Below are 24,143 nucleotides of genomic sequence, written 5' to 3'. Positions count from 1 at the left end.
CTCCAGCAAGCGACCGTGGGGACGCGGACGCAGCGCCCGTGGCGCAACCGATTTCGTAATTGCACGATGCGAGGAAGCAAACATGGCACTTGACCAATCGAACCGTTATTCCGACCTCAGCCTGAAGGAAGAGGACCTGATCGCCGGCGGCCAGCACATCCTGTGCGCCTACAAGATGAAGCCGAAGAGCGGTTACGGCTACCTCGAGGCTGCTGCCCACTTCGCTGCCGAGTCCTCCACCGGCACCAACGTCGAGGTCTGCACCACCGACGAATTCACCAAGGGCGTGGACGCGCTGGTCTATCACATCGATGAGGCCAACGAGGACATGCGCATCGCCTATCCCATCGATCTGTTTGACCGCAACATCACCGATGGCCGCATGATGCTGGTCTCCTTCCTGACCCTGACCATCGGCAACAACCAGGGCATGGGCGACATCGAATACGCCAAGATGATCGACTTCTACATGCCCAAGCGTGCCATCGAGCTGTTCGACGGCCCGGCCAAGGACATCTCCGACCTGTGGCGCATCCTCGGCCGTCCGGTGGTCGATGGCGGCTACATCGCCGGCACCATCATCAAGCCCAAGCTGGGCCTGCGTCCCGAGCCCTTCGCCGAGGCGGCCTACCAGTTCTGGCTGGGCGGTGACTTCATCAAGAACGACGAGCCCCAGGGCAACCAGGTCTTCGCCCCCATGAAGAAGGTCATACCGCTGGTGGCCGATGCCATGAAGCGCGCCCAGGACGAGACCGGCGAGGCCAAGCTGTTCTCCGCCAACATCACCGCCGACGACCACGACGAGATGATCGCCCGTGGCGAATTCATCCTCGAGACCTTCGGCGAGTTCGCCGATCACGTCGCCTTCCTGGTCGACGGCTACGTCGGTGGCCCGGGCATGGTCACCACCGCCCGCCGCTGGTTCCCCAACCAGTACCTGCACTATCACCGTGCCGGCCATGGCGCTGTCACCTCGCCCCAGTCCAAGCGCGGTTATACCGCCTACGTGCTGGCCAAGATGTCCCGTCTGCAGGGTGCCTCCGGCATCCACGTCGGCACCATGGGCTACGGCAAGATGGAGGGCGACAAGGACGACCGCGCCATCGCCTACATCATCGAGCGTGACGAGTACCAGGGTCCGGTGTATCCGCAGAAGTGGTACGGCATGAAGCCCACCACCCCGATCATCTCCGGCGGCATGAACGCGCTGCGCCTGCCCGGCTTCTTCGAGAACCTCGGCCACGGCAACGTGATCAACACCGCCGGTGGCGGCTCCTACGGCCACATCGACAGCCCGGCGGCCGGTGCCATCTCCCTGCGCCAGGCCTACGAGTGCTGGAAGGCCGGTGCCGATCCCATCGAGTGGGCCAAGGAGCACAAGGAATTCGCGCGGGCCTTCGAGTCCTTCCCGCACGATGCCGATGCCCTGTTCCCCGGCTGGCGCGACAAGCTGGGCGTGCACAAGTAAGGCGCGGTGCCTGTCTGATGCAGTCCATGACAAACCCCCGCGCTGCGGGGGTTTGTTCTCTTGGGCCGTGAATCAGGGCCGGGCGGGGACGAGACGCGCCCGTCGACCATGCCTTGACTTGGCAGAGCCAGATGCGTAATCCAGCCCTCACGCTGTTGTTCGGGATGCCCCGCTCCGGGACCACCTGGATCGGCAAGACCTTCGACAGCCATCCCGAGGTCAGCTACCGCCACGAACCGGACAGCCAGTTCCGGCTCGATGACATCATGCCCTTGTATCCGGATCCGGCGGATGCGGCGGACTACCGGCAGGGCGTGCGGGCCTACTGCGAGGAGGTGTTGCCGCGTTGCACGGTGCGCACCTGCGGCAAGCTGCCGCTGTTTCGCAAGGCCGGCCAGTCATGGCTGCAATGGCAGGGCCTGCGCCTGCGGGTGTTTTCGGCCCGCCTGCTGGAACGGCTGCTGGGGCGCAGGCTGGTCTGGAAGGCCGCGCCTGGCGGCCGCCTGGTCTGGAAGTCGATCGAATCGCTGGGTCGTCTGGGCACCCTGCTGCGGGTGATCCCCGACAGCAGGGCCGTGCTCATCGTCCGTGACCCCTGCGGCTACGTGGCCTCGGTGCTGCGCGGCGAGCAGGCCGGGCGCTTCGGTGCCGCCGATTCGATCGCCGAGGACTACAATCTGTTTGCTCTGCTGCTGCAGACCGAGTACGCGCGGGCCATCGGCCTGGAACTGAAGGCGATACGCGCGGCCAGCCCGGTGCAGCGCCTGGCCTGGCTGTGGGTGCTCAACAACGAGAAGGCCTGCCGGGACATCCAGGGCCTGCCCCAGGCCGCCATCCTGCGTTACGAGGATCTGTGCCGGGTGCCACGCGAGGGCTTTCGGCGCCTGTTCGACTTCTGTGGCTTGGCCTGGAGCCCGCAGACGGAGCGCTTCATCGCCGCCAGCACCGAGGCCGGCCACCAGGCCGCCTACTATGCAGTGGTCAAGGACCCGCTGCGTGCGGCCAACCGCTGGCGCGAGGAGCTGGACGAGGGTCAGATCGAGGCCATCCGGTCGCTGGTCCGGCAGCATCCCGTGGGCCGCGCCTACTACGGGCTCGACGAGCAAGCCGCCTATCCCTTCCTGGAACTGGAGCCAGGACAACAGACACATCGGAATGGAACATGAACCATGAATGACGACATCGAACAGTACAAGATCAGCCGTGAACCCTTCTATCAGCCGCAGGGCAACGAGACGGCGCTGTACGAGGCGGCCTATGCAGCGCGCCTGCCGGTCATGGTCAAGGGGCCGACCGGCTGCGGCAAGTCGCGCTTCATCGAATACATGGCCTGGAAGCTGGACCGGCCGCTGATCACCGTGGCCTGCAACGAGGACATGACCGCCTCCGACCTGGTCGGACGCTATCTGCTGGACGCCAACGGCACCCGCTGGGTGGATGGCCCGCTGACCACCGCGGCGCGCATCGGCGCCATCTGCTACCTCGACGAGGTGGTCGAGGCGCGCCAGGACACCACCGTGGTGATCCATCCGCTGACCGATCACCGCCGCACCCTGCCGCTGGACAAGAAGGGCGAAGTAGTCACGGCGCATCCCGACTTCCAGCTGGTGATCTCCTACAACCCCGGCTACCAGAGCCTGATGAAGGAACTCAAGCAGTCGACCAAGCAGCGTTTCGTGGCGATGGACTTCGACTATGCCGCAGCCGATGTCGAGGCCGCCATCCTCAGCCAGGAGACCGGCATCGACGGCGATACGGCGCAGAAGCTGGTGAAGATCGGCGAGACCGCCCGCAACCTCAAGGGCCATGGCCTGGACGAGGGCATCTCCACCCGTCTGCTGGTCTATGCGGCCAATCTGATGCGCCAGGGTATCGCGGCGCCCGATGCCTGCCGCATGGCCCTGGTACGGCCGATCACCGACGATGCGGATATCCGCGCCACGCTGGATCACGCCATCGACGCGGTGTTCGCCTGAATGCTTTTGCGGGGGGGTGCCGCGAAACCCACGAAAACTTGTTCACGGGTTTCGTGGCCCCTTGTCGAAGCAAGGACCCTTTCCCGTGAGTAAAGAGATGAACGAAACAGAACTGCAGGGATATCGGGAGCGGCTGACCTGCAGCTTCCCGCAGCTCGACGACGTCTTCGCCGACTGCATGGAGGAGGCGCTGGCGGTACTCAGCCAGCAGGGCATCCGCGACTACCTGGACGGTGCCTCGCTGATCTGCATGATCGGCCGCGGTTTCGAGCCGGTGCTGGTCTATCTGGAGGAGATGCCGCAGGTCGCCGAGCGTCTCGGCGAGGCGATGCTCGGCGAGGTGGCCCAGGCGGTGTGGAAGATGTCGCGCACCCCCAACGGCAAGGCCATCCTGCCCTTTTTGCAGGCCCTGCCGGAGGCCGCACGCCGGCTCGGCAGTGCCGAACAGATGCAGCGGTTCCTGGAACTGGTGTTCGACATGATGGAACGCACCACCGGTTCCATCCACGGCTTCCACACCACCATCCCCAGCCCCGGCCTGCCGGCGCTGCTGGAGAACGTCCCCTATCTGCTCAACCAGCTGTCGCTGGAGGGTCTGCGCAACTGGGTGGACTACGGGGTGCGCAACTACCCCTCCAACCCGGACCGCCAGCGTGATTACTTCAGCCTGCAGTCGGCCGACAGCCGGGCCATCCTGCAGCGCGAGCGCCACGGCACCCTGTTCGCCGACAACGAGCGCCGGCTGGATCTCTACCTGCGCGCCCTGTGGCGGATCAAGGAGCATCTGGTGCCCTATTCCACCGGCTTCGACGAGTTGCGCAAGCCGATGCCCTATTTCGATTCCCTGGGTATCCGCCTGCCCGACGTCTACGATGACCACAACGGCGTGCGCGGCATCGACCGCTATCGGGCCCTGCTGGCGCATGCCGCCGCGCACAAGCGCTGGAGCACGGCGATCTTCGCCGACAACTTCAGCCCCTTCCAGCGCGTCGCCATCGAGGTCTTCGAGGACTCGCGGGTGGAGTGGCTGGCGATGCGCGAGTACCCGGGGCTGCGTCGCCTCTGGCAGGCGCTGCACCCGGTGCCGCTGGAGGACGACTGCCGGCAGGACGAGGAGTCCTGCATCCGCCATCGTCTGACCATGCTGTCGCGGGCCATCCTCGACCCCGGTCATGGTTACCGCAATCCCGACGTCCTCGAGTTCGCCGAGCGTTTCCATGCGCTGATGGCCGAGGGCGACCAGGACACCGACAGCATCGCCAAGCTGGCGATCAGCTTCATCGCCCGCACCCGCCGCCAGTCCGACCTGCTGCCCAACGTCTACTTCAAGGACACGGTGGTCGACTACCGCGACGACAACCGCCACATGTGGAAATTCATCGAGGAGGGCGACGAGGAGGAGACCTTCGAGGTCGAGCGCAAGAAGATCGAGCACGAGGAGGAAAAGGGCCTGCCGCCACGCCACTATCCGGAGTGGGACTACCAGACCCAGACCTACCGCCCGGACTGGGTCAGCCTCTACGAGGGGCTGCATCCGCCGGGCGACCCGGCCTTCGTCGACCGCCTGCTGGCCAAGCACAGCGCCCTCGCCAAGCGCCTCAAGCAGATCCTCGACCTGCTCAAGCCGCAGGACTACGTGCGGGTGCGCTACCAGGAGGAGGGCAGCGAACTGGACCTGGACGTGGCGATCCGCTCGCTGATCGATTTCAAGAGTGGCCACACACCGGACCCGCGGATCAACATGAGCCACCGCCACGATGGCCGCGACATCGCCGTCACCCTGTTGCTCGACCTGTCGGAATCCCTCGCCCAGGTGCCGCCGGGCTGTGAGCAGACCCTGCTGCAGCTCAGCCAGGAGGCGGTCTCGCTGCTCGCCTGGGCGATCGAGAAGCTGGGCGACGATTTCGCCATCGCCGGTTTCTCCTCCAACACCCGGCACGAGGTGCGCTACCAGCACATCAAGGGTTTCAGCGAGCACTGGGGCGAGGAGGTCAAGGCGCGCATCGCCGCCATGCAGGCCGGCTTCTCCACCCGCATGGGGGCCGCCATGCGCCATGCCGGCCACTATCTCGGCGCCCGCCGTGCCGACAAGAAGCTGCTGCTGATCCTCACCGACGGCGAGCCGTCGGACATCGACGTCGACGACGAGCGGTTGCTGATCGAGGATGCGCGCAAGGCCGTGCACGAGCTGGACCAGAACGGCATCTACACCTACTGCATCAACCTCGATCCCAATGCCGACGACTATGTGGGCGACATCTTCGGCCAGCAGTACGTGGTCATCGATCGGGTGGAACGCCTGCCGGAGAAGCTGCCCCAGTTGTTCCTTGCCCTGACCGGCTGACCGGGGCGCGAGCCATGGAGACCCGCATCGACTTCCTGCGCCACGGTGAACCCGAGGGTGGGCGCCGCTTCCGCGGCCATGGGGTGGACGATCCGCTCAGCGAGCGGGGCTGGGCGCAGATGTGGGCGGCGGTCGGCCAGGCGGCGGACTGGAGCAGCGTGGTCAGCTCGCCGCTGCGGCGTTGCCGGGAGTTCGCCGTGGCCCTGGCCGAACGCCATGGCCTGCCGCTGGTGATCGAAGCGGACTTCCGCGAGGTCGGCTTCGGCCGCTGGGAGGGGCTGAGTCCGGAGCAGATCATGGCCCGGGACGCGGCGGAATACGAGGCTTTCTACCGCGATCCCGTCCACTGCCGGCCAGCCGGTGCCGAACCCCTGGAGGCCTTCGGCTCGCGGGTCGCGGCGGCCTTCGAGCGCTGCCTGCAGGCGCGGGCCGGGGAACGGCTGCTGGTCGTGGCCCATGCCGGGGTGATCCGTGCCGCCCTCGGGCAGGTGCTGGCCGCCGCACCCGCGGCCTGGTACCGGGTGGCCGTCGACAACGCCGCCTTCACCCGCTTCAGCAGCGACGGGAGGGGTTGCCGGCTGGTGTTCCACAATCGTCCCGGCCCCCTCTCCCCCTGAACATGGCATATTCAGTTGCCGGGTTGATAAGATATACTGAACGTCCTGTTTGTAGTCATAAGTATATCTCATGCATCTCACCCTGCGTCAGCTTCGCATCTTCGAGGCGGTAGCCCGCCGCCTCAGCTTCACCCGTGCCGCCGAGGACCTGCACCTCAGCCAGCCGGCGGTTTCCATGCAGGTCAAGCAGCTGGAGGAGGCGCTCGGACTGCCGTTGTTCGAGCAGCTCGGCAAGCGCATCCACCTCACCGAGGCCGGTGAGGAGATGCGCCGCTATGCCCATGCCATCAACGGTCTGCTGCAGGAGGCGGAGCAGGTCTTCGACGAGATGCGCGGCCTGGAGCGTGGCCGCCTCAACATCGCCGTGGCCAGCACCGCCAACTATTTCGCGCCGCGCCTGCTGGCGAGCTTCTGCGAGCGCTACCCCGCGCTGCAGATCAGCCTGCGGGTGACCAACCGCAAGGGCCTGCTGGCGGCGCTGGGCGACAGCGACGTCGACCTGGTGATCATGGGCCAGCCGCCGGCCAGCATGGACCTCACCGCCGAGGAGTTCATGGACAACCCGCTGGTGGTGATCGCCGCCCCGGGGCATCCTCTCGCCGGCAGGAAGCGCATTCCGCTGGAAGCGCTGGAGGCCGAGACCTTCCTGGTCCGCGAGAAGGGCTCGGGAACCCGCTCGGCCATGGAACGGCACTTCGCCGAGCACGGCATCACCCTGTCGACGGCGATGGAGATGGGCACCAGCGAGGCGATCAAGCAGGGGGTCGAGGCCGGGCTGGGTCTTGGCCTGCTGTCGCTGCACACGCTGGAGATGGAGCTGGAGCTGGGGCGGGTGGTGATCCTCGATGTCGACAGCTTCCCCATCCTCCGCCACTGGTTCGTGGTGCACCGCGCCGGCCGGCGCCTGTCGCGGCCGGCGCTGGCCTTCAAGGATTTTGTGCTCGACGAGGCGCAGGGCATCCTCGGCCAGCCGGCCGTGCACGCAGAGGCAAACCTTCCGTAGGCTACGCGCCATGGCCTGCGGCTGTCACCAGGGCGGCGCGCATGATCGGCGTGCAGGCTGGTATTAACCCGGCTTCGTGCCTGTTCGATTGACGCCGGGCATTGCCCGCCGTGGATCACCCGATCGCGGCCTGGAGGCCGCTCCTACGAGAACACGTTGTGCCGCCATGCCCCGTAGGAGCGGCCTCCAGGCCGCGATCGAGGCGCAAAGGGTGCCGCCCCGGCCCACGGAGCCTGCCTTGGTGCAATATGCGGGTTACTAATACATCCGGTGCCGGAACAGCCAGCCGGCCATGGCCAGGGTGATGGCGCCGATGAGGGCCATGGGCCAGAACTGGTGGAAGAGCAGGGCGAAACCGTCTCCCTCCAGGGTCACGCCACGCACGATGACCAGGAAATAGCGCAGCGGATCCAGGTAGGTGAGCCACTGCACCGGCTCCGGCATGTTGGCGATCGGCGTGGTGAAGCCGGAGAGGATCACCGCCGGGACGATGAACAGGAAGGCGCCGAGGATGGCCTGCTGCTGGGTGAGGGCGATGGCGGAGATCATCAGCCCGATGCCCACCGTGGCTAGCAGGAACAGCAGGATGCCCAGGTACAGGGCCGGGATGCTGCCGCGCAGCGGAATGTCGAAGAACCACGTCATCAGGGCGACGATCAGCGTCGCCTCCAGCAGGCCGATGACCATCCCGGGAATGGCCTTGCCGATGAGGATCTCCACCGGCCGCAGCGGCGTGACCAGCAGCTGGTCGAAGGTACCCTGTTCACGCTCCCTGGCCACCGAGAGGGCGGTCACCAGCAGGGTCACCACCAGCATCAGCGAACCTACGATGCCAGGCACGATGAACCACTGGGACTGCAGGTTCTCGTTGTACCAGGCGCGCATCTGCAGCTTCACCGGAGGCCCGGTCTGCCCCTGCGCCTGTTGCCAGGCGCGGTTGAAGTCCAGCACCAGGCTGCGCAGATAATTGAGAGCGGTCATGGCGGTGTTGGAGTTGCGGCCATCGATGATCACCTGCAACGGTGCCGTTTCGCCGCGTGCCAGGTCGGCGCTGAACCGCGGGCCGAGGTGGACCACCAGCAGCACCCTGCGTCCGTCGATGAGCGGTGCGATCTCGGCGTCACTGCCGATGTGTTGCAGCACGGAGAAGTTCGGCGAGCCCTCGATGCGCGCCAGCAGCTCGCGCGCGGCGCCACCCCGGTCCTCGTCGTAGACCGCCACCGGCACCTCGTTGAGGTCGTAGCTGGCGGCAAAGCCGAAGACGAACAACTGCACGATGGGTGGCACGATGATGACGATGCGGCTGCGCTTGTCGCGCAGCAGGGCAAGGAATTCCTTGAGCGCCAGGGCGAGGATATGGGCGAGGCTGTTGCGCATCTTCAGTCCAGTCTCTTGTGGGATTTCTTCACCACCAGGGCCGAGAGGATCGCCAGCATCAGCAACATGGCGCCGGCATTGGGCAGCACCACCGGCCACACCGGGCCGGCGAGGAACAGGCTCTGCAGGATGGCGACGAAGTAGCGCGCCGGCACCAGGTAGGTGATGGTCTGCACCCAGTGGGGCATGGAGTGGATGTCGAACAGGAAACCGGAGAGCAGGAAGCTGGGCAGGAAGCTGACCACCAGCGCCACCTGGCCGGCGAGGAACTGGTTGCGGGTGACGATGGAGATGAGCAGGCCGATGGCCAGCGACACCAGCATGAACAAGGCCGAGCAGGCCATCAGCAGCCAGAAGGGACTCTCCAGCGGCACGTCGAACAGCAGCAGGGCCATGGCCACGCTGAGCAGCATGCCGCCCATGCCGAGCAGGAAATAGGGAATCAGCTTGCCGGCCAGCATCTCGCCCATCTGCAGGGGCGTGACCATCAAGGCTTCCATGGTGCCGCGCTCCCACTCGCGCGCCACCACCATGGCGGTGAGCAGGGAGCCGATCATGGTCATGATGATGGCGATCAATCCAGGTACCAGGAACAGGCGGCTGGAGAGGGCCGGATTGAACCAGATGCGCTGTTCCATGGCCACCGGCATCTCCAGCGCGCGCCCCTGGGCGCTCGCGTAGTGCTGCAGCCAGCCCAGCCAGGTCCCCTGGATATAGCCCTTGGTGATGTTGGCCTGATTGGAGTCGACGCCGTTGACGAACACGCCGATCGGGGCATCGAGGCCGCTTAGCAGGCGGTCGGAGAAGTCGTTGCGCAGCCAGAGGATGCCGTCGATGCGGCGTTCGGCCAGCGCCGCCTGCGCCTCCTGGATGGCGCCGAAGCGTTGCGGGCGGAAGAATTCGGAGCGGTCGAAGGCCCCGGCCAGGGACTGGCTGGCGGTATCCGGCTGCTCGATCACCAGCCCCAGGGGGATGCGCTTGGCGTCCAGGGACACGCCGTAGCCGAACAACAGCAACAACACCACCGGCATGACGAAGGCGATGGAGATGCTCGACGGGTCGCGCAGGATCTGCAGGCTCTCCTTGCGGATCATGCCCCACAGGCGGCGGATGCGCGCCTTCATGCCGTGGCCTCCTGGTCTTGCTTGTTGCGCTGCTCGATGAGCCGGATGAAGGCATCCTCCATGGTCGGGTCCGGGTTGTCCGGGGTGCGCGCGCCGGCCTTCATCGCCTGCGGCGTGCCCTCGGCAAGTACCCGGCCGTCGGCCATGATCACCAGCCGGTCGCAGTAGTTGGCCTCCTCCATGAAGTGGGTGGTGACCAGCACCGTCACCCCGGCCTCGGCCAGGGCGTTGGTGCGCGTCCAGAAGTCGCGCCGTGCCAGGGGGTCGACGCCGGAGGTGGGTTCGTCGAGGAACAGGATTTCCGGCTCGTGCATCAGGGCGGCGGCAAAGGACAGGCGCTGCTTGAAGCCCAGCGGCAGATCACGGGCATTGGCCTCGCGGTAGTCGCCGAGCTCGAAGGTGTCGATGGCCCAGGTTACCCGCTGCTCCTGGCGACGACCGCGCAGGCCGTAGGCGCTGGCGAAGAAGCGCAGGTTCTGGAGCACCGAGAGGTCGCCATAGAGGGAGAACTTCTGCGCCATGTAGCCGATGTGGCGGCGCGCCTCGGCACGCGCGCTGTGCAGGTCGTGGCCGGCCACCGACAGCTCGCCGCCGCTGGCCGGCAGCAGGCCGCAGAGCATGCGGAAGGTGGTGGTCTTGCCGGCGCCGTTGGCGCCCAGCAGGCCGAAGATCTCGCCGCGGCGCACTCTGAAGCTGACCTTGTCGACGGCCACGAAGTCGCCGAAACGGCGCACCAGGTCCTGCACCCGGATCACATCTTCGTCACCGCCTCCTTCGATGTGCAGGTCCAGCCCATCGAGCGACGAGGCCGCCTCCTGGCGGCTCTTCAGGCGGGCGACGAAGGCATCCTCGAAGCGCGGTGCGACGGGTTCGATGCGCGCCGCGGCGAGGTCCGGCAGCAGGGTCGTGATATCGGGCGTGCCCGGGCGCTCCATCACCACCCGCACCGCCTCGCCCTCCACCAGGGCGTCGATGACGCCTGATGCCGCGCCGAGGCGGGTCTGCAGGCGACGATGGGAGATGCCCGCGGCGCTGATCTGAAATACGCGCCCTTCCACCTCCTCGCTGAAGCTGGCCGGCGGACCCTGGCCGAGCAGCCGGCCCTGGTGCAGCAGCAGCACCTCGTCGCAGCGCTCGGCCTCGTCGAGATAGGCGGTACTGAGCAGCACGCTCATGCCCTGCTCCTGCACCTGGCGGTAGACGATGGCCCAGAGCTCGCGCCGCGACACCGGGTCCACGCCCACCGTGGGCTCGTCCAGCAGCAACAGGCGCGGTGCGCGCAGCAGGGCGCAGGCCAGGCCCAGCTTCTGTTTCATGCCGCCGGAAAGGCGACCGGCGAGACGCGCAGTGAAGGGCGCGAGGCCGGTCATCTGCATCAGCTCGGCATAGCGCGTGGCGCGCCGCTCGGGCGGGATGCCCTGCAGCTCGGCGTAGAGATCGAGGTTCTCCTGCACGCTGAGATCCTCGTAGAGGCCGAAGCGCTGCGGCATGTAGCCCACCGCCGACTGCACCGCCTGGGCCTCGCGCAGGGCATCCAGCCCCAGTACCCGGATCGTGCCCGATGCCGGACGCAGCAGGCCGCAGGCCAGGCGCATGAGTGTGGTCTTGCCGGCGCCGTCGGGACCGATGAGGCCGGTCACCTGGCCAGGGGCGATGTCGAAGCTGACGCCGTCCAGCGCACGTACCTCCCGGCCGCCTTCGGCGAACAGCTGGCGCAGGTCACGGACGCTGAGAACCGGATCGCCCCTCATGGCTGGCTGCCTGGCGTTCGAATCGGGCGCAGCCGGGTCAAGGTGAACCGCAGGGCCGGGGCCGGCTGCTGGCATCGGCCTGATCCAGCTCGATCTCCACGCTCACCGGCATGCCCAGGCGTAGCTCGCCCTCGGGATTGCAGGCGAAGATGCGCACCGAATACACCAGCCGGGTGCGCAGCTCCGGCGTCTGTACCGTCTTCGGCGTGAACTCGGCGGTGGGCGAGATGTAGCCCACCCAGCCCGGGTAGCGTTTGTCGGGGTAGCTGTCGGTGGTGATCCAGGCGCTGGCGCCCAGGCGCACGCGGCCGAGCATGGGCTCCGGCAGGTAGGCGCGTACCCATACCGGATCGAGGAAGGCCAGGGTCAGCACCGGCGACTGGGGGAAGGCCATGTCGCCGGGTTCCAGGATGCGGTTGCGGACGATGCCGTCGGCAGGGGCGTGGAGGCTGGCGTCGGCGAGGCGCTGACGGGCCTGCTGCACGGCCGCCTGGCGCGCGGCAAGCTGGGCGCGGGCGGCGGCGATGTCCTCCTTGCGCGCGCCGGCCTCCAGCAGGGCCAGCGAGGCCTGCACCGCCTTGACCCGGGCAGCGGCGGCATCGGCCTCGGAACGGGCCTGTTCCTCGTCCTGTGGCGAGGCCAGCTTCTTCTGCAGCAGCTGGGCCATCCGCCGGTAGCTGTCCCGGGCGGCCTTGGCCTCGGCCTCGGCGGCCTGCAGCTCCGCGCGGAGCTTGCGGATCTCCTCCGGGCGGCTGCCCGCCTCCAGCTTGGCCAGCGCCTGGCGCTGGGCCTCCAGCGCGGCCCAGGCCTCGGCCAGTTGTGCCTCCAGCAGCTCGCTGTGCAGCCGGGCGAGCAGCTGGCCCTGTTCGACCCGGTCGCCCTCCTGGACCAGGATCTCGGCGATGTGCTCGCTGGCGTTGAAGGCCAGCTGTGCCTCGCGGATGTCGACGTTGCCGTACAGCTCGAGCCGGCGGCTGGCGTCTGCGCTGCTATCCTGTTGCTGCCACCAGAGATAGCCGCCGCCGAGCAGGGCGAGGAGGGGAAGGACGAGGAGCGGTTTCTTCATGCGCAAGGATCCTTGATCAGGGCTGGATTGCCGCGGCTGGGGCGGCGGATTTCAACCGTCGCCGGGTCAGGGGCGGGCGCGGGCTGGATCGAGCGCAGCGCGCACCCGTTCGGCGAGTTCGATGGCCTGTTCGCTTTCCGCCGCCAGGCAGTTGAAATGGCCCATCTTGCGGCCCGGCCGGGCCTCGCGCTTGCCATAGAGATGGAGCTTGACGGACGGCTGCTCGAACAGCCGCTCCCAGGGCGGCGTGCCCGCCTGCCAGAGATCGCCGAGCAGGTTGACCATCACCACCGGGGAGAGCAGCAGGGTGTCGCCCGGCGGCAGGCCGCACAGGCAGCGCACCTGCTGCTCGAACTGGGAGGTGACGGTGGCGTCGAGGGTGTAGTGGCCGCTGTTGTGCGGCCGTGGCGCCATCTCGTTGATCAGCAGCCGTCCCGTGGGGGTGAGGAAGAACTCCACCGCCAGCACGCCGCAGTAGTCCAGGGCCTCGGCGAGGCGGGTGGCCATGGCCACGGCCTGGTCGGCCACCTCCGGCTCGACCCCGGCGGGGACGATGCTGGTGTCGAGGATACCGTGGCGGTGCCGGTTCTCGGCCACGGGATAGACCGCCATCTCGCCGCTGCTGCTGCGGGCCAGGATCACCGACACCTCGCAGGCCAAGGTGATGCGTTCCTCCAGCACGCAGGGCTGGCCGCCCAGCTGCTCGAAGGCGGCCCGTGCCTCCTCCAGGGTTTCCACCGGCAACTGGCCCTTGCCGTCGTAGCCCATGGCCGCGGTCTTCAGCAGCAGCGGGGGAACCAGGGTCTCGACGGCGGCCTCCAGGTCGGCCGCTTCGTGGATGGCGAAGAAGGGCGCGGTGTCCAGGCCGTGGTCGCGGACGAAGGTCTTTTCGCGGATCCGGTCCTGGGCGATGCGCACCGCCGAGGCGCCGGGGCGGACCGGGCAGTGCCGGGCCAGCAGCTCCAGGCTGTCGGCCGGGACGTTCTCGAATTCGGTGGTCACGGCATCGCATTCGTCGCCCAGCATCTGCAGCGCGGCCTGGTCGTGATAGTCGGCCTGGATGTGCTGCTCGGCGATGCTGCCGGCGGGGCTGTGCGGATCGGGGTCCAGCACCGCCACCCGGTAGCCCATGCTGTGCGCGGCGAGGGTGAACATGCGTCCCAGCTGGCCGCCGCCGAGCACGCCGAGGGTCGCGTCTGGCAGGATCATGGCTGCGGCGGAAGGGTCATGGCGAGCACCGTCTCCGCCTGCTCCCGACGGAAACGGTCGAGGCGTTCGGCCAGGGCGGGATCGCCGACGGCGAGCAGGGCGGCGGCAAAGAGGGCGGCATTGGCGGCACCGGCCTCGCCGATGGCGAAGGTGGCGACCGGGATGCCCTTCGGCATCTGCACGATGGACAGCAGGGAGTCCATCCCCTTCAGGTGGCGCGAGGGCACCGGCACGCCGAGCACCGGCAGGCTGGTCTTGGCGGCCAGCATGCCGGGCAGGTGGGCGGCGCCGCCGGCGCCGGCGATGATGCAGGCGAGGCCGCGTTCGCGGGCGCCTGCGGCATACTCGAACAGCAGGTCCGGGGTGCGGTGGGCGGAGACCACCCGGGCCTCGAAGGGGATCTCGAAGCGCTCCAGCTGCTCGGCGGCGTGCTGCATCACCGGCCAGTCGCTGTTGCTGCCCATCACCAGGCCGACGCGGGGTGTCTCGCTCATGGTTGCGGTACCTGTCGTTTCCAGAAATGGAAACCGGAAATTCTACCAGTTCGCGGGCCGATTTCTAACCGGCCAGCTGCTGTACGGGTGAGAATTGCCGGCCGCCCCGGTACAATGCCGCTTTTCCCGGGAGCCCGACCATGCTGGACGTTCTCTACGAATCCGACCTCAAGAGCCTGCCGCGGGTGGCCCGCGGCAAGGTGCGCGACGTCTACGCCGTGGGCGAGGACAAGCTGCTGATTGTCACCACCGACCGCCTGTCGGCCTTCGACGTGGTGCTGCCGACGCCCATCCCCGGCAAGGGGGCGGTGCTGACGGCAGTCTCCAACTTCTGGTTCCAGCGCACCCGGGAGATCATCCCCAACCATCTCACCGGTCTGCCGCTGGAGGCGGTGCTGCCCGATGCCGCCGAGCGCGAGCAGGTCGAGGGGCGGGCCGTGGTGGTGCGCCGGCTGAAGGCGCTGCCGGTGGAGGCCATCGTGCGCGGCTACCTGATCGGTTCCGGCTGGAAGGACTACCAGGCGAGCGGCGCGGTGTGCGGCATCCGCCTGCCGGCGGGGCTGCGCATGGCCGACCGCCTGCCCGAGCCGCTGTTCACCCCCTCCACCAAGGCCGAGGTCGGCGCCCACGACGAGAACATCGACTTCGAGCGCACCGTGGCGCTGCTCGGCCGCGAGCTGGCCGAGCAGGTGCGCGACGTCAGCCTGGCGATCTACCGCGACGCGGCCGCCTATGCCCTGGAGCGCGGCATCATCATCGCCGACACCAAGTTCGAGTTCGGCCTGGACGAGGCCGGCCGCCTGGTGCTGATCGACGAGCTGCTGACCCCCGACTCCTCGCGCTTCTGGCCGGTCGATCAGTACCGGCCCGGCAGCAGTCCGCCGAGCTTCGACAAGCAGTACGTGCGCGACTACCTGGAGACCCTGGACTGGGACAAGACCCCGCCCGGCCCCGAGCTGCCGCCGGAGGTGGTGCAGAAGACCGCCGAGAAATACCGCGAGGCCGAGCGCCGGCTGACGCAGCCCGCAGCCTGAGTGAATCTTTGCCGCTGCCGCCGGTCATAGCGGTAGCCGTGTAACAACTGATAACCGACAGGAGAGAGACCATGTACGGATTCGATGTGAAGGTGAAAGAGGATTTCGACGGTGCCGTCCAGCGGGTCACCGAGGAGCTGCAGAAGGAAGGCTTCGGCGTGCTGACCGAGATCGACGTGGCGGCCACCCTGAAGAAGAAGCTCGACATCGACAAGCGTCCCTACAAGATCCTCGGTGCCTGCAACCCCAAGCTGGCCAACCAGGCGCTGGACGCCGACCCCGATATCGGTCTGCTGCTGCCCTGCAACGTGGTGGTGCGCGAGGAAGAGGACGGCAGTGTCACCGTCGCCTTCATGGATCCCTCGGCGGTGCTGACCCTGGTGCAGAAGCCGGGCATCGAAGAGCTGGCCGGCGAAGTGCGCCAGCGGCTGATGCGGGTGCGCGACGCCCTGGAGGGATGAGGAAGAAGCCGGAAGTCAGGAGCTGGAAGCTGGAAGGAAGATAGAATCCAGAATCCAGGAGTCAGAATTCAGCATTTTTGTTCTGACTTCCAGCTTCTATCTTCTGCTCTCTCAAATCGTCACCAGTTCGCGCAGTCCTTCCACGTCGTTGAGCACGATGCTGGTGCCGTGAACCGTGAGCAGGCCGTCTCGTGACAGCCGGGTGAGGATGCGGGAAAAGGTCTCCGGCTTGATCGACAGCCGCGAGGCAATGACGTGCTTGGGGGTGGAGAGCATGATCTCCACCGCATCCTGGCCGTCATCCGGCAGCTCGTTGAGCAGGTAGTTGACCAGCCGGTAGGTGGCGTTGTGTAGCGTCAGGCTGTCGATCTCGTTCAGATGGCGGTGCAGGCGCTGGCTCATGTTGGCCATCATCCGCAGGCAGACGTCGACCGAATCGTGCAGCGTGGCGAGGAAGGTCTGGTTGGAGAAGGACAGCAGCCGGCTCGGCAGCACCGCATCGACGCTTACCGGGTAGACCTTGGCGGAGAGGAACATCACCGCCTCGGCAAAGGTATGGCCCGGCTTGATCAGCTCGATGACCTTCTCGTCGCCCTCCTCGGACAGCCGGTAGAGCTTGACCTGGCCTTCCAGCAACAGGAAGAAGCGGTCCGCCTCCTGGCCGTACTCGAACAGGTTCTCGCCTTCCTCGAGGTGGATCTCGTGAGCGGTGGCGAACACCCGTTCCAGTTCGCGGTCGTCGAAGGCCGAGAACAGATAGGTGCGGCGCATGCGCTGCCGGAGTTCGTCGGTGAGTTTCATGCCTTGTCCCCGTGCGCCGGGCGCACGCTGCATCAGGTCATCGTGCCGGGCCAATAGTTAAGTGCCTTGCGTGGACACTCCCGCCCCGCCGGCTTGTTGTCATCCTGGCCGCGCAGTATACCCCATTGCGCGCATGGCTGGCTTCCCTGCTCAGTCGCCGCCCTCCAGCCGCTGTGCGGCCGATGCCGCACCTCCCGAGGCGAGTCGCGCGGCAGCCTTGGCGCGCCAGTTGGGCGACAGGCTGTCGAGGCCGGCCAGGCGCTCCAGCAGGGGCTCGTCCTGCTCCGGGCCGTAACAGGCCCTGATCGCCTCGGCGACGCTGGGGCCCTTGCTGCGCTCGATCAGCTCGATGCCGTCACCGCAGGCGAGCCGACCCGGTTCCAGCACCCGGTAGAACCAGCCGCAGCGCGCGTTGTCCTGGGCGCGCCGGGCCATGTCCTCCACCCCGAAGCGGTGGTTGAGTTTCCAGCAGGGGCTGCGCGGCTGGGACACCTGGAGCAGGACGCTGCCGATGCGGAGGATGTCGCCGATCCGCACCTGCCACTCGTCCAGGCCGTGGCTCGACAGGTTCTCGCCGAAGCCGGGCGGCCGGAAGCGCCCGGCGGCCTGGGGCAGTTCCCGTGCCCAGGCCGCGTAATGATCGGCGCAGTAGTGGAGCAGGGCACGCTCGGCACCGCCATGGTGGTTCGGGTCGGCCTGCTGGTCGCCCTTCAGGCCGCTGCTGTCGACGGCCACGCCATGTTCGATCGGCTGCTTGTCGATGGCGCTGCGCCTGCCGGCCTCGCCCAGCGGCTGGATGCGCCCGGCATAGACTCCGCTCAGGGCGATCATGGAGGTTCCTCGTACCGGTCAATCCCCGGTAATCATAACAGCCGTGCTTCCCGTCGTTGTAGGAGCGGCCTCCAGGCCGCGATGTGGGGTGCCGAATCGCGGCCTGGCGACCGCTCCTACGGGGTTCCGCCGGGGTCTTGCAGGAGCGGCCTCCCGGCCGCGATCGGGGATGGCGCCAAATCGCGGCGTGGACGCCGCTCCTACAGGGGGGCGCTACGGCGTTCGTAGGAGCGGCCTCCCGGCCGCGATCGGGTGCGGCGACGAATCGCGGCGTGGCCGCCGCTCCTACGGGTGGCGCTGCTGCCGTTGTAGGAGCGGCCTCCAGGCCGCGATAGAACCGACCACTGCCCTTGCGCCCCGGCGCCTGTGGCCGTATCGTCAGCGCCGGTTTCCTCCCGTGGCGGGATCTATACGTATGTCAGAGCACGAACCCATCCGCCTGTCGATCTCCGGCCTGAGCTGCGCCGGTTGCGTGGCTGCCGTCGAGGACGCCCTGCGCGCCGTGCCCGGGGTGGAGCAGGCCGTGGTCAACTTTGCCGAGCATACCGCGCAGGTCACCGGGGAGGTGGAGGTCGACAGCCTGATCGCGGCGGTGCGCAAGGCCGGCTACGAGGCCGCCCTGCTGCGTGGCCTGGCCGACGAGGCGGAGAAGGAGGCCGCCGAGTTCGCCCATTACCGGCAGTTGCTGCGCCGTGCCGGGGTGGCGGCGCTGGTCGCCCTGCCGCTGTTGCTGGCCGGCGGTCTGCTGTTCGATGTCTTGCCGCCGCTGTCGCCTGCAGCCCGCCCCTTCTGGCTGGGCGTCGGCCTGCTCTGCCTCGGGGTGCTGGTCTATTCGGGCGGCCACTTCTTCACCGGGGCCTGGACGGCGCTCAGGAACCACAACGCCAACATGGATACCCTGATTGCCCTGGGTACCGGCAGCGCCTGGCTGTATTCGATGGCGGTGGCGCTGTTCCCGGAGGGGGTGCCGGTGCTGGCGCGGCATGCCTATTTCGAGGCGGCGGTGACCATCCTCGCCCTGATCAATCTCGGCAGCGCCCTGGAGATGCGTGCCCGGGGCAAGACCTCCGAGGCCATCCGCCGGCTGATCGGTCTGCAGCCACGCACCGCGCGGGTGGTGCGCGAGGGGCGCGAGATCGATGTGCCCATCGACCAGGTCGGCCTGGACGAGACGGTGCGGGTGCGGCCCGGTGAGAAGATCCCGGTCGACGGGGTGATCCTCGAGGGCCATTCCACGGTCGACGAGTCGATGCTCACCGGCGAGCCGCTGCCGGTGGAGAAGGGGCCGGGCGACGTGGTCACCGGTGGCACCCTGAACAAGAGCGGCGGTTTCCTGTTCAAGGCGACCCGTATCGGCCGGGACATGGCCCTGGCGCGGATCATCGAGATGGTGCGCGAGGCGCAGAACTCCAAGCCGGCCATCGGCCGGCTGGCCGACCGGGTGAGCAGTGTCTTCGTGCCCACGGTGCTGATCATTGCCGTGCTCACCTTCCTCGCCTGGTACGACTTCGGCCCGGAGCCGCGGCTGAGCTATGGCCTGGTCACCGCCATCACCGTGCTGGTCATCGCCTGTCCCTGCGCGCTGGGTCTGGCGACCCCCATCTCCATCATGGTCGGTGTCGGCAAGGCGGCCGAGAATGGCATCCTGATCCGCAGCGGCGAGGCCCTGCAGCAGGCCGGGCGGCTGACCACCCTGGTGCTGGACAAGACCGGCACCGTCACCGCCGGTCGGCCGGTGGTCAACCGCGTCGAGGTCGCCGATGGCTGGCGGGAGGAGGAGGTGCTGCGTCTGGCCGCGGCGCTGGAGGCGGCCTCGGAGCATCCCCTGGCCGAGGCGGTGTGTGCCGCCGCGGCCGAACGCGCCTTGCCGCTGCCGGCGGTCGAGGACTTCGGCGCGCTGCATGGCCGCGGTGTCCGCGGCCGGGTCGAGGGACACGAGCTGCGTCTCGGTAACCGGCTGTGGCTGGAGGCAGAGGGATTGGAGGCGGCGGAGTTCGCGGAACGCGCCGAGGCGCTCGCTGCCTCCGCCCATACCCCGCTGTTCCTGGCCGTGGACGGCCGGGTGATCGGCCTGCTCGGCATCGCCGACCCGGTCAAGCCGGATGCCGGCGAGGCGATCGCCGCCCTGCGCCGGGCCGGACTGCGGGTAGTGATGATTACCGGTGACCTGGAGGCCACGGCTGCGGCCGTGGCGCGCCAGGTGGGTGTGGATGCCTGGCGCGCCCAGGTCCTGCCGGAGGACAAGGCGCGGGAGGTGGCCGCGCTGCAGGCGGCCGGAGAGCGGGTCGGCATGGTCGGCGACGGCATCAACGACGCCCCGGCGCTGGCCCGCGCCGACGTCGGTTTCGCCATCGGCACCGGCACCGACATCGCCATCGAGAGTGCCGACGTGACCCTGATGGGCGGCTCCCTGTTCGGGGTGGTGGATGCCATCCGCATCTCCCGGGCCACGGTGCGCAACATCTGGGAGAACCTGTTCGGTGCCTTCGTCTACAACAGCCTCGGCATTCCCGTCGCCGCCGGTGTGCTCTATCCCTTCAGCGGCCTGCTGCTGAACCCGATCATCGCCGGGGCGGCCATGGCCCTGTCCTCGGTGACCGTAGTCAGCAACGCCAACCGGTTGCGTTTCCTCAGGCTGGAGAGGCGCGGCCGATGAGTCTCGATCTCTGGGTGAACCTCGCCGGAGCGGCGCTGATCGGGCTGATCGTCTGGTGGTTCTGGCTGGCCAGAAGCTAGTAGGAGCGGCCTCCAGGCCGCGATCGGGGATGGCGGCGAATCGCGGCGTGGACGCCGCTCCTACGGGTGGCGCTGCTGCCGTTGTAGGAGCGGCCTCCAGGCCGCGATCGGGGATGGCGGCGAATCGCGACGTGGACGTCGCTCCTACAGGTGGCGCTGTTGCCGTTGTAGGAGCGGCCTCCAGGCCGCGATCGGGGATGGCGACGAATCGCGGCGTGGCCGTCGCTCCTACAGGGTGATGCTGCTGCCGTTGTAGGAGCGGCCTCCCGGCCGCGATGGGTGTGGCGACGAATCGCGGCGTGGCCGCCGCTCCTACGGGTGGTGCTGCTGCCGTTGTAGGAGCGGCCTTCCGGCCGCGATCGGGGATGGCGGCGAATCGCGGCGTGGCCGCCGCTCCTACGGGTGGCGCTGCTGCCGTTGTAGGAGCGGCCTTCCGGCCGCGATCGGGGATGGCGGCGAATCGCGACGTGGACGCCGCTCCTACGGGTGGTGCTGCTGCCGTTGTATGGGCGGCCTCCAGGCCGCGATCGGTTGCGGCGACGAATCGCGGCGTGGCCGCCGCTCCTACAGGGCCTGGCGGTCCAATGTGTTCGTAGGAGCGGCCTCCCGGCCGCGATGGGGTGTGGCGACGAATCGCGGCGTGGACGCCGCTCCTACAGGTGGCGCTGTTGCCGTTGTAGGAGCGGCCTCCAGGCCGCGATGGGTGGGGCGGCGAATCGCGGCGTGGACGCCGTTCCTACGGGTGTTGCTGCTGCCGTTGTATGGGCGGCCTCCAGGCCGCGATCGGGGATGGCGGCGAATCGCGGCGTGGACGCCGCTCCTACAGGTGGCGCTGTTGCCGTTGTAGGAGCGGCCTCCAGGCCGCGATCAGGCGGCGCGGCTGCCGGGGAGGATGACCGCGCGGGCCTCGGCGAACTGGACGTCCGCTTCGTTGACCACGGCTTCCATGCTCTCCACGGGCAGCCCGACCAGTTCCCAGGCGCGCGGCTCCATGGGGGGCACCTGGCCGGCTTCGCCGTCCGGTGCATGGACGGCGCTGGTGATGACGTCGGCCAGGTGGACCAGGGCGGTCTCCAGGGGGTAGCGGCCGGCCTCCAGGGGGAAGTGATGGTAGCGGGCGGCCTCGATGAAGGCCTCCGGGAGCCGCCAGTTGCGCAGCAGTTCGGCGCCGACCTCGCCATGATCGAAGCCAAGTATCTCGCGTTCCACGCAGTGCAGCACTTCGCCGTTGTCGCGCACCCGCCGCAGGGCCTCGGTCGACTCGTCGGGCAGCTGGCGGTAGAGCACCAGGGCGCCGATGTCGTGCAGCAGGGCGGCGATGAAATAGCGTTCGGCATCCGGGGCCCGGTGGCGGCGCGCCAGCACCCGGGCGGTCACCGCGGTGTAGAGGTTGTGTTCCCAGTAGGCGTCCATGTCGATCAGCTCCGGCGGGATGCCGCTGAAGACCTTGATGACGCTGGTGGCGAGGATCAGGTCCAGCAGTTCCAGGGTGCCGACCACGGTGATGGCGCGTGACACGGTGTCGATCCGTGAGGGAAAGCCGTAGAAGGGACTGTTGACGATCTTCAGCAGGCGGGCGGTCAGCGCCGGATCCTCGGCGATGACGTCGCCGATCTCGGCGGCCGAGCTGTCCGGGTCATTGATCAGGTCCACCGCCCGCATCACCACCTCGGGCAGCGAGGCCAGTTCCAGGGTGTCGGTGACCAGGTTCTCGATGTCGATGGGCATGCTCAGTGTCTCCGGCCCCGGGCCGTCACCTCTGGCTCAGTCGTCATGCTCTGCTCCCTCCCCCAGCCAGCGCTTGCGGCAGATGCGCTGCAGTTCCCGGATCAGCGGCTGTTCCGGATCGGTGTTGGCGAAACGGGCCGCCAGCAGGGCTTCCAGCCGCTCCGGGTCGACGGCCGGGGTTCCCGGTGGCGGCGTTGCCGGCCGCGGCTGGCCGACCTCCAGCCGGCGGATGCCGTTGGCGGCGAGCAGCTGCAGGTGGCGGCGTGTCAACCGTGCCCCGGCGCACAGCAGGCGCCGGCCGCTGTCCGTCACCACGTCGCTGGCCAGCTGCATGCCTTCCTCGATGTCATCCAGATCGATCAGGGTCATGGGTCTGCCGTCGTCCCTGGGCTGAGCCGTACCTCTGTTCTACATTCTTGTTGGTACGAAGTCTCCTGATTCTACACAAAGTTGCCGCTGATCGCCGCCGTTACCGCTTTTTCGGTGTTTTTCCTTTTCTGTCAACTGGATACGGTGGCGTTTCCGGCGCCAGGGGCGGGCCGCCGCGAGGGCGGACGGGATTTACAGCGCACCGCTCCCTTGCCGGAAAGGCCGCAATGCCGGTTGGTTGACAGAATTCAGAATCCAGAATCCAGAATCCAGAATTCAGAATTCAGAATCCAGAAGAGAGAGGGTAGGAGCGGCCTCCAGGCCGCGATGCGGCGCAAGATGCTGTCATAGAAGACAGAATTCAGAATTCAGAATCCAGGAGTCAGGAGCCGGGGGAGGGTAGCTCCTGACGGCATGAAAAAACCCCGGCTGGATGGCCGGGGTTTTTTGTAGCCAATCGGCTGTGCGTCAGTCGCCGTGATTGGGCAGCATCTGTTCGATGATGGGGGCCAGGATGACTTCCATGGCGAAGCCCATCTTGCCGCCGGGCACCACGATGCTGTTGCGGCGCGACATGAAGGAGCCGTCCAGCATGGAGAGCAGATAGGGGAAGTCGACGTCGAACTTTTCCGGATCGCGGAAGCGGATCACCACGAAGGACTCGTCCGGGGTGGGGATGTCGCGGGCGATGAAGGGGTTGGAGGTATCGACCGTCGGCACGCGCTGGAAGTTGATGTCGGTGCGCGAGAACTGCGGCGTGATGTAGTGCACGTAGTCCGGCATGCGGCGGAGGATGGTGTCGACCGTGGCCTCGGCGGAATAGCCGCGCTCGGCGGCGTCGCGGTGGATCTTCTGGATCCACTCCAGGTTGACCAGCGGCACCACGCCAATCAACAGGTCGACGTACTGGGCGACATTGACCTCGTCGGTTACCACGCCGCCGTGCAGACCCTCGTAGAACAGCAGGTCGGTGCCCGGAGGAATGTCCTCCCAGGGTGTGAACTCGCCCGGCTTCTGGCCGTAGGGCGCCGCTTCCTCTTCGCTGTGCAGGTAGTAACGGCGCTGGCAGGCGCCGGTCTCGCCGTAGGTCTTGAAGGTCTCTTCCAGCTTGTCGAAGATGTTGGCCTCCGGACCGAAGTGGCTGAAGTGGTTGTTGCCCTGTTCCTCGGCCTTTTTCATGGCCTCCTTCATGGCAGCGCGGTCGTAGCGGTGGAAGCTGTCGCCCTCGATCACCAGCGGGTTGATGCCCTCGCGACGGAAGATGTGCTCGAAGGCGCGCTTGACGGTGGTGGTGCCGGCGCCGGATGAGCCGGTGACCGCGACGACGGGGTGCTTCTTGGACATGGGTCTCTCCTCGAAAGGTTCTGAACTGGATGCTCTGCCCACCGGGAGGCCAGGCCTGCCGGTCATAAATCTTTTTTAAACAAGCGCTTGCGATTGGTAGCCGCCTTGTGCGCCAGTCCGGAACCGCGTATTGAACCACTATTGCGGGGGGCGGTACAAGCGCGGGTGGTCAAGAGGGGAGTGGATTCTGCCGTTTCGGGGTCGCCCGTTTCTGCCCCGGTACGCCCTCACCGGCGGGGTACAATCGCTCGCCTGTCACTGGCCCGCATGATCGGCTGCAGGCTGGTAAACGGATCGGGAACTCGTAACCCGGCTTTGTGCCTGTTCGATTGACCCCGGGCATTGCCCGCCGTGGATCCCACGATCGCGGCCTGGAGGCCGCTCCTACGACAACATATTGTGCCGCCATG

The 24,143-nt window shown here is 67.6% G+C and carries 20 protein-coding genes; 9 read left to right on the top strand and 11 right to left on the bottom strand.

Going from position 1 to position 24,143, the window contains the following annotated elements:
- The first annotated feature begins 82 nt into the window (after positions 1-82).
- The 6 genes from QVG61_RS12775 to QVG61_RS12750 all read left to right on the top strand — a co-directional run bounded on the left by QVG61_RS12775 (position 83) and on the right by QVG61_RS12750 (position 7,408).
- Positions 83-1,468 carry a ribulose-bisphosphate carboxylase gene (locus tag QVG61_RS12775; protein WP_289931030.1) on the top strand — a complete coding sequence of 462 codons (1,386 nt, stop codon included), beginning with the start codon at positions 83-85 and terminating at the stop codon, positions 1,466-1,468.
- A gap of 131 nt (positions 1,469-1,599) precedes the next feature.
- The gene (locus QVG61_RS12770; protein ID WP_289931029.1) at positions 1,600-2,634 is read left to right on the top strand and encodes a sulfotransferase; all 1,035 of its coding nucleotides are present in this window, start codon (positions 1,600-1,602) and stop codon (positions 2,632-2,634) included.
- A gap of 3 nt (positions 2,635-2,637) precedes the next feature.
- Positions 2,638-3,444, top strand: a complete 807-nt coding sequence (locus QVG61_RS12765) for a CbbQ/NirQ/NorQ/GpvN family protein (RefSeq protein WP_289931028.1) — start codon at positions 2,638-2,640, stop codon at positions 3,442-3,444.
- A 97-nt stretch (positions 3,445-3,541) separates the two neighbouring features.
- On the top strand, positions 3,542-5,788 hold the full coding sequence (locus tag QVG61_RS12760) for a VWA domain-containing protein (protein WP_289931027.1): 2,247 nt from the start codon (positions 3,542-3,544) through the stop codon (positions 5,786-5,788).
- A 14-nt stretch (positions 5,789-5,802) separates the two neighbouring features.
- Positions 5,803-6,405, top strand: a complete 603-nt coding sequence (locus QVG61_RS12755; protein ID WP_289931026.1) for a histidine phosphatase family protein — start codon at positions 5,803-5,805, stop codon at positions 6,403-6,405.
- Positions 6,406-6,475: 70 nt separating this feature from the next.
- Positions 6,476-7,408, top strand: a complete 933-nt coding sequence (locus QVG61_RS12750) for a LysR family transcriptional regulator (protein WP_289931025.1) — start codon at positions 6,476-6,478, stop codon at positions 7,406-7,408.
- Between the two features lie 258 nt (positions 7,409-7,666).
- On the opposite strand, the gene QVG61_RS12745 is transcribed toward QVG61_RS12750, so the two are convergent.
- From QVG61_RS12745 to purE, 6 genes are all read right to left on the bottom strand, one after another.
- On the bottom strand, positions 7,667-8,785 hold the full coding sequence (locus QVG61_RS12745) for an ABC transporter permease (RefSeq protein ID WP_289931024.1): 1,119 nt from the start codon (positions 8,783-8,785) through the stop codon (positions 7,667-7,669).
- A 2-nt stretch (positions 8,786-8,787) separates the two neighbouring features.
- Positions 8,788-9,909, bottom strand: coding sequence for an ABC transporter permease (locus tag QVG61_RS12740; protein ID WP_289931023.1), 1,122 nt, complete (start codon positions 9,907-9,909; stop codon positions 8,788-8,790).
- The gene (locus QVG61_RS12735; RefSeq protein WP_289931022.1) at positions 9,906-11,660 is read right to left on the bottom strand and encodes an ATP-binding cassette domain-containing protein; all 1,755 of its coding nucleotides are present in this window, start codon (positions 11,658-11,660) and stop codon (positions 9,906-9,908) included. The genes QVG61_RS12740 and QVG61_RS12735 overlap by 4 nt, the downstream gene beginning before the upstream one ends.
- A 37-nt stretch (positions 11,661-11,697) precedes the next feature.
- On the bottom strand, positions 11,698-12,726 hold the full coding sequence (locus QVG61_RS12730; protein WP_289931021.1) for an efflux RND transporter periplasmic adaptor subunit: 1,029 nt from the start codon (positions 12,724-12,726) through the stop codon (positions 11,698-11,700).
- Positions 12,727-12,792: 66 nt separating this feature from the next.
- A complete protein-coding gene (locus QVG61_RS12725; RefSeq protein WP_289931020.1) occupies positions 12,793-13,935 on the bottom strand; it encodes a 5-(carboxyamino)imidazole ribonucleotide synthase in 1,143 nt (380 codons plus the stop codon).
- Complete coding sequence (gene purE, locus QVG61_RS12720; protein WP_289931018.1) at positions 13,932-14,429, bottom strand: 5-(carboxyamino)imidazole ribonucleotide mutase; 498 nt, start codon at positions 14,427-14,429, stop codon at positions 13,932-13,934. The genes QVG61_RS12725 and purE overlap by 4 nt, the downstream gene beginning before the upstream one ends.
- Positions 14,430-14,569: 140 nt before the next feature.
- Between purE and QVG61_RS12715 the strand changes: the two genes are divergently transcribed.
- Positions 14,570-15,463: a phosphoribosylaminoimidazolesuccinocarboxamide synthase gene (locus tag QVG61_RS12715; RefSeq protein ID WP_289931017.1), complete on the top strand. Its 894-nt coding sequence runs from the start codon at positions 14,570-14,572 to the stop codon at positions 15,461-15,463.
- Positions 15,464-15,534: 71 nt separating this feature from the next.
- Positions 15,535-15,924 carry a DUF302 domain-containing protein gene (locus tag QVG61_RS12710; protein ID WP_289931016.1) on the top strand — a complete coding sequence of 130 codons (390 nt, stop codon included), beginning with the start codon at positions 15,535-15,537 and terminating at the stop codon, positions 15,922-15,924.
- A gap of 111 nt (positions 15,925-16,035) precedes the next feature.
- Here QVG61_RS12710 and QVG61_RS12705 read toward each other — a convergent pair whose 3' ends face one another.
- Positions 16,036-16,725: a Crp/Fnr family transcriptional regulator gene (locus QVG61_RS12705; protein WP_289931015.1), complete on the bottom strand. Its 690-nt coding sequence runs from the start codon at positions 16,723-16,725 to the stop codon at positions 16,036-16,038.
- Between the two features lie 150 nt (positions 16,726-16,875).
- Entirely contained in the window at positions 16,876-17,556 is a 681-nt protein-coding gene (locus QVG61_RS12700) for an MOSC domain-containing protein (protein WP_289931013.1), read from the bottom strand.
- Between the two features lie 415 nt (positions 17,557-17,971).
- Here QVG61_RS12700 and QVG61_RS12695 point away from each other — a divergent pair, with 415 nt between their 5' ends.
- Positions 17,972-20,212 carry a heavy metal translocating P-type ATPase gene (locus QVG61_RS12695; RefSeq protein WP_289931012.1) on the top strand — a complete coding sequence of 747 codons (2,241 nt, stop codon included), beginning with the start codon at positions 17,972-17,974 and terminating at the stop codon, positions 20,210-20,212.
- 947 nt (positions 20,213-21,159) lie between these two features.
- On the opposite strand, the gene QVG61_RS12690 is transcribed toward QVG61_RS12695, so the two are convergent.
- The 3 genes from QVG61_RS12690 to QVG61_RS12680 all read right to left on the bottom strand — a co-directional run bounded on the left by QVG61_RS12690 (position 21,160) and on the right by QVG61_RS12680 (position 23,733).
- Positions 21,160-22,020, bottom strand: coding sequence for an HDOD domain-containing protein (locus QVG61_RS12690; RefSeq protein ID WP_289931011.1), 861 nt, complete (start codon positions 22,018-22,020; stop codon positions 21,160-21,162).
- A 36-nt stretch (positions 22,021-22,056) separates the two neighbouring features.
- Positions 22,057-22,389 (bottom strand): hypothetical protein, encoded by a 333-nt coding sequence (locus QVG61_RS12685; protein WP_289931010.1) that lies wholly within the window; start codon positions 22,387-22,389, stop codon positions 22,057-22,059.
- Positions 22,390-22,857: 468 nt separating this feature from the next.
- On the bottom strand, positions 22,858-23,733 hold the full coding sequence (locus tag QVG61_RS12680) for a phosphoribulokinase (protein WP_289931009.1): 876 nt from the start codon (positions 23,731-23,733) through the stop codon (positions 22,858-22,860).
- Positions 23,734-24,143: the final 410 nt, after the last annotated feature.

Source organism: Thiohalobacter sp. IOR34, from assembly GCF_030406045.1.
Classification (GTDB): Bacteria; Pseudomonadota; Gammaproteobacteria; order Thiohalobacterales; family Thiohalobacteraceae.
Note: the sequence above shows the minus strand (reverse complement) of the source record. Positions and strands in the feature narration are given on the sequence as shown.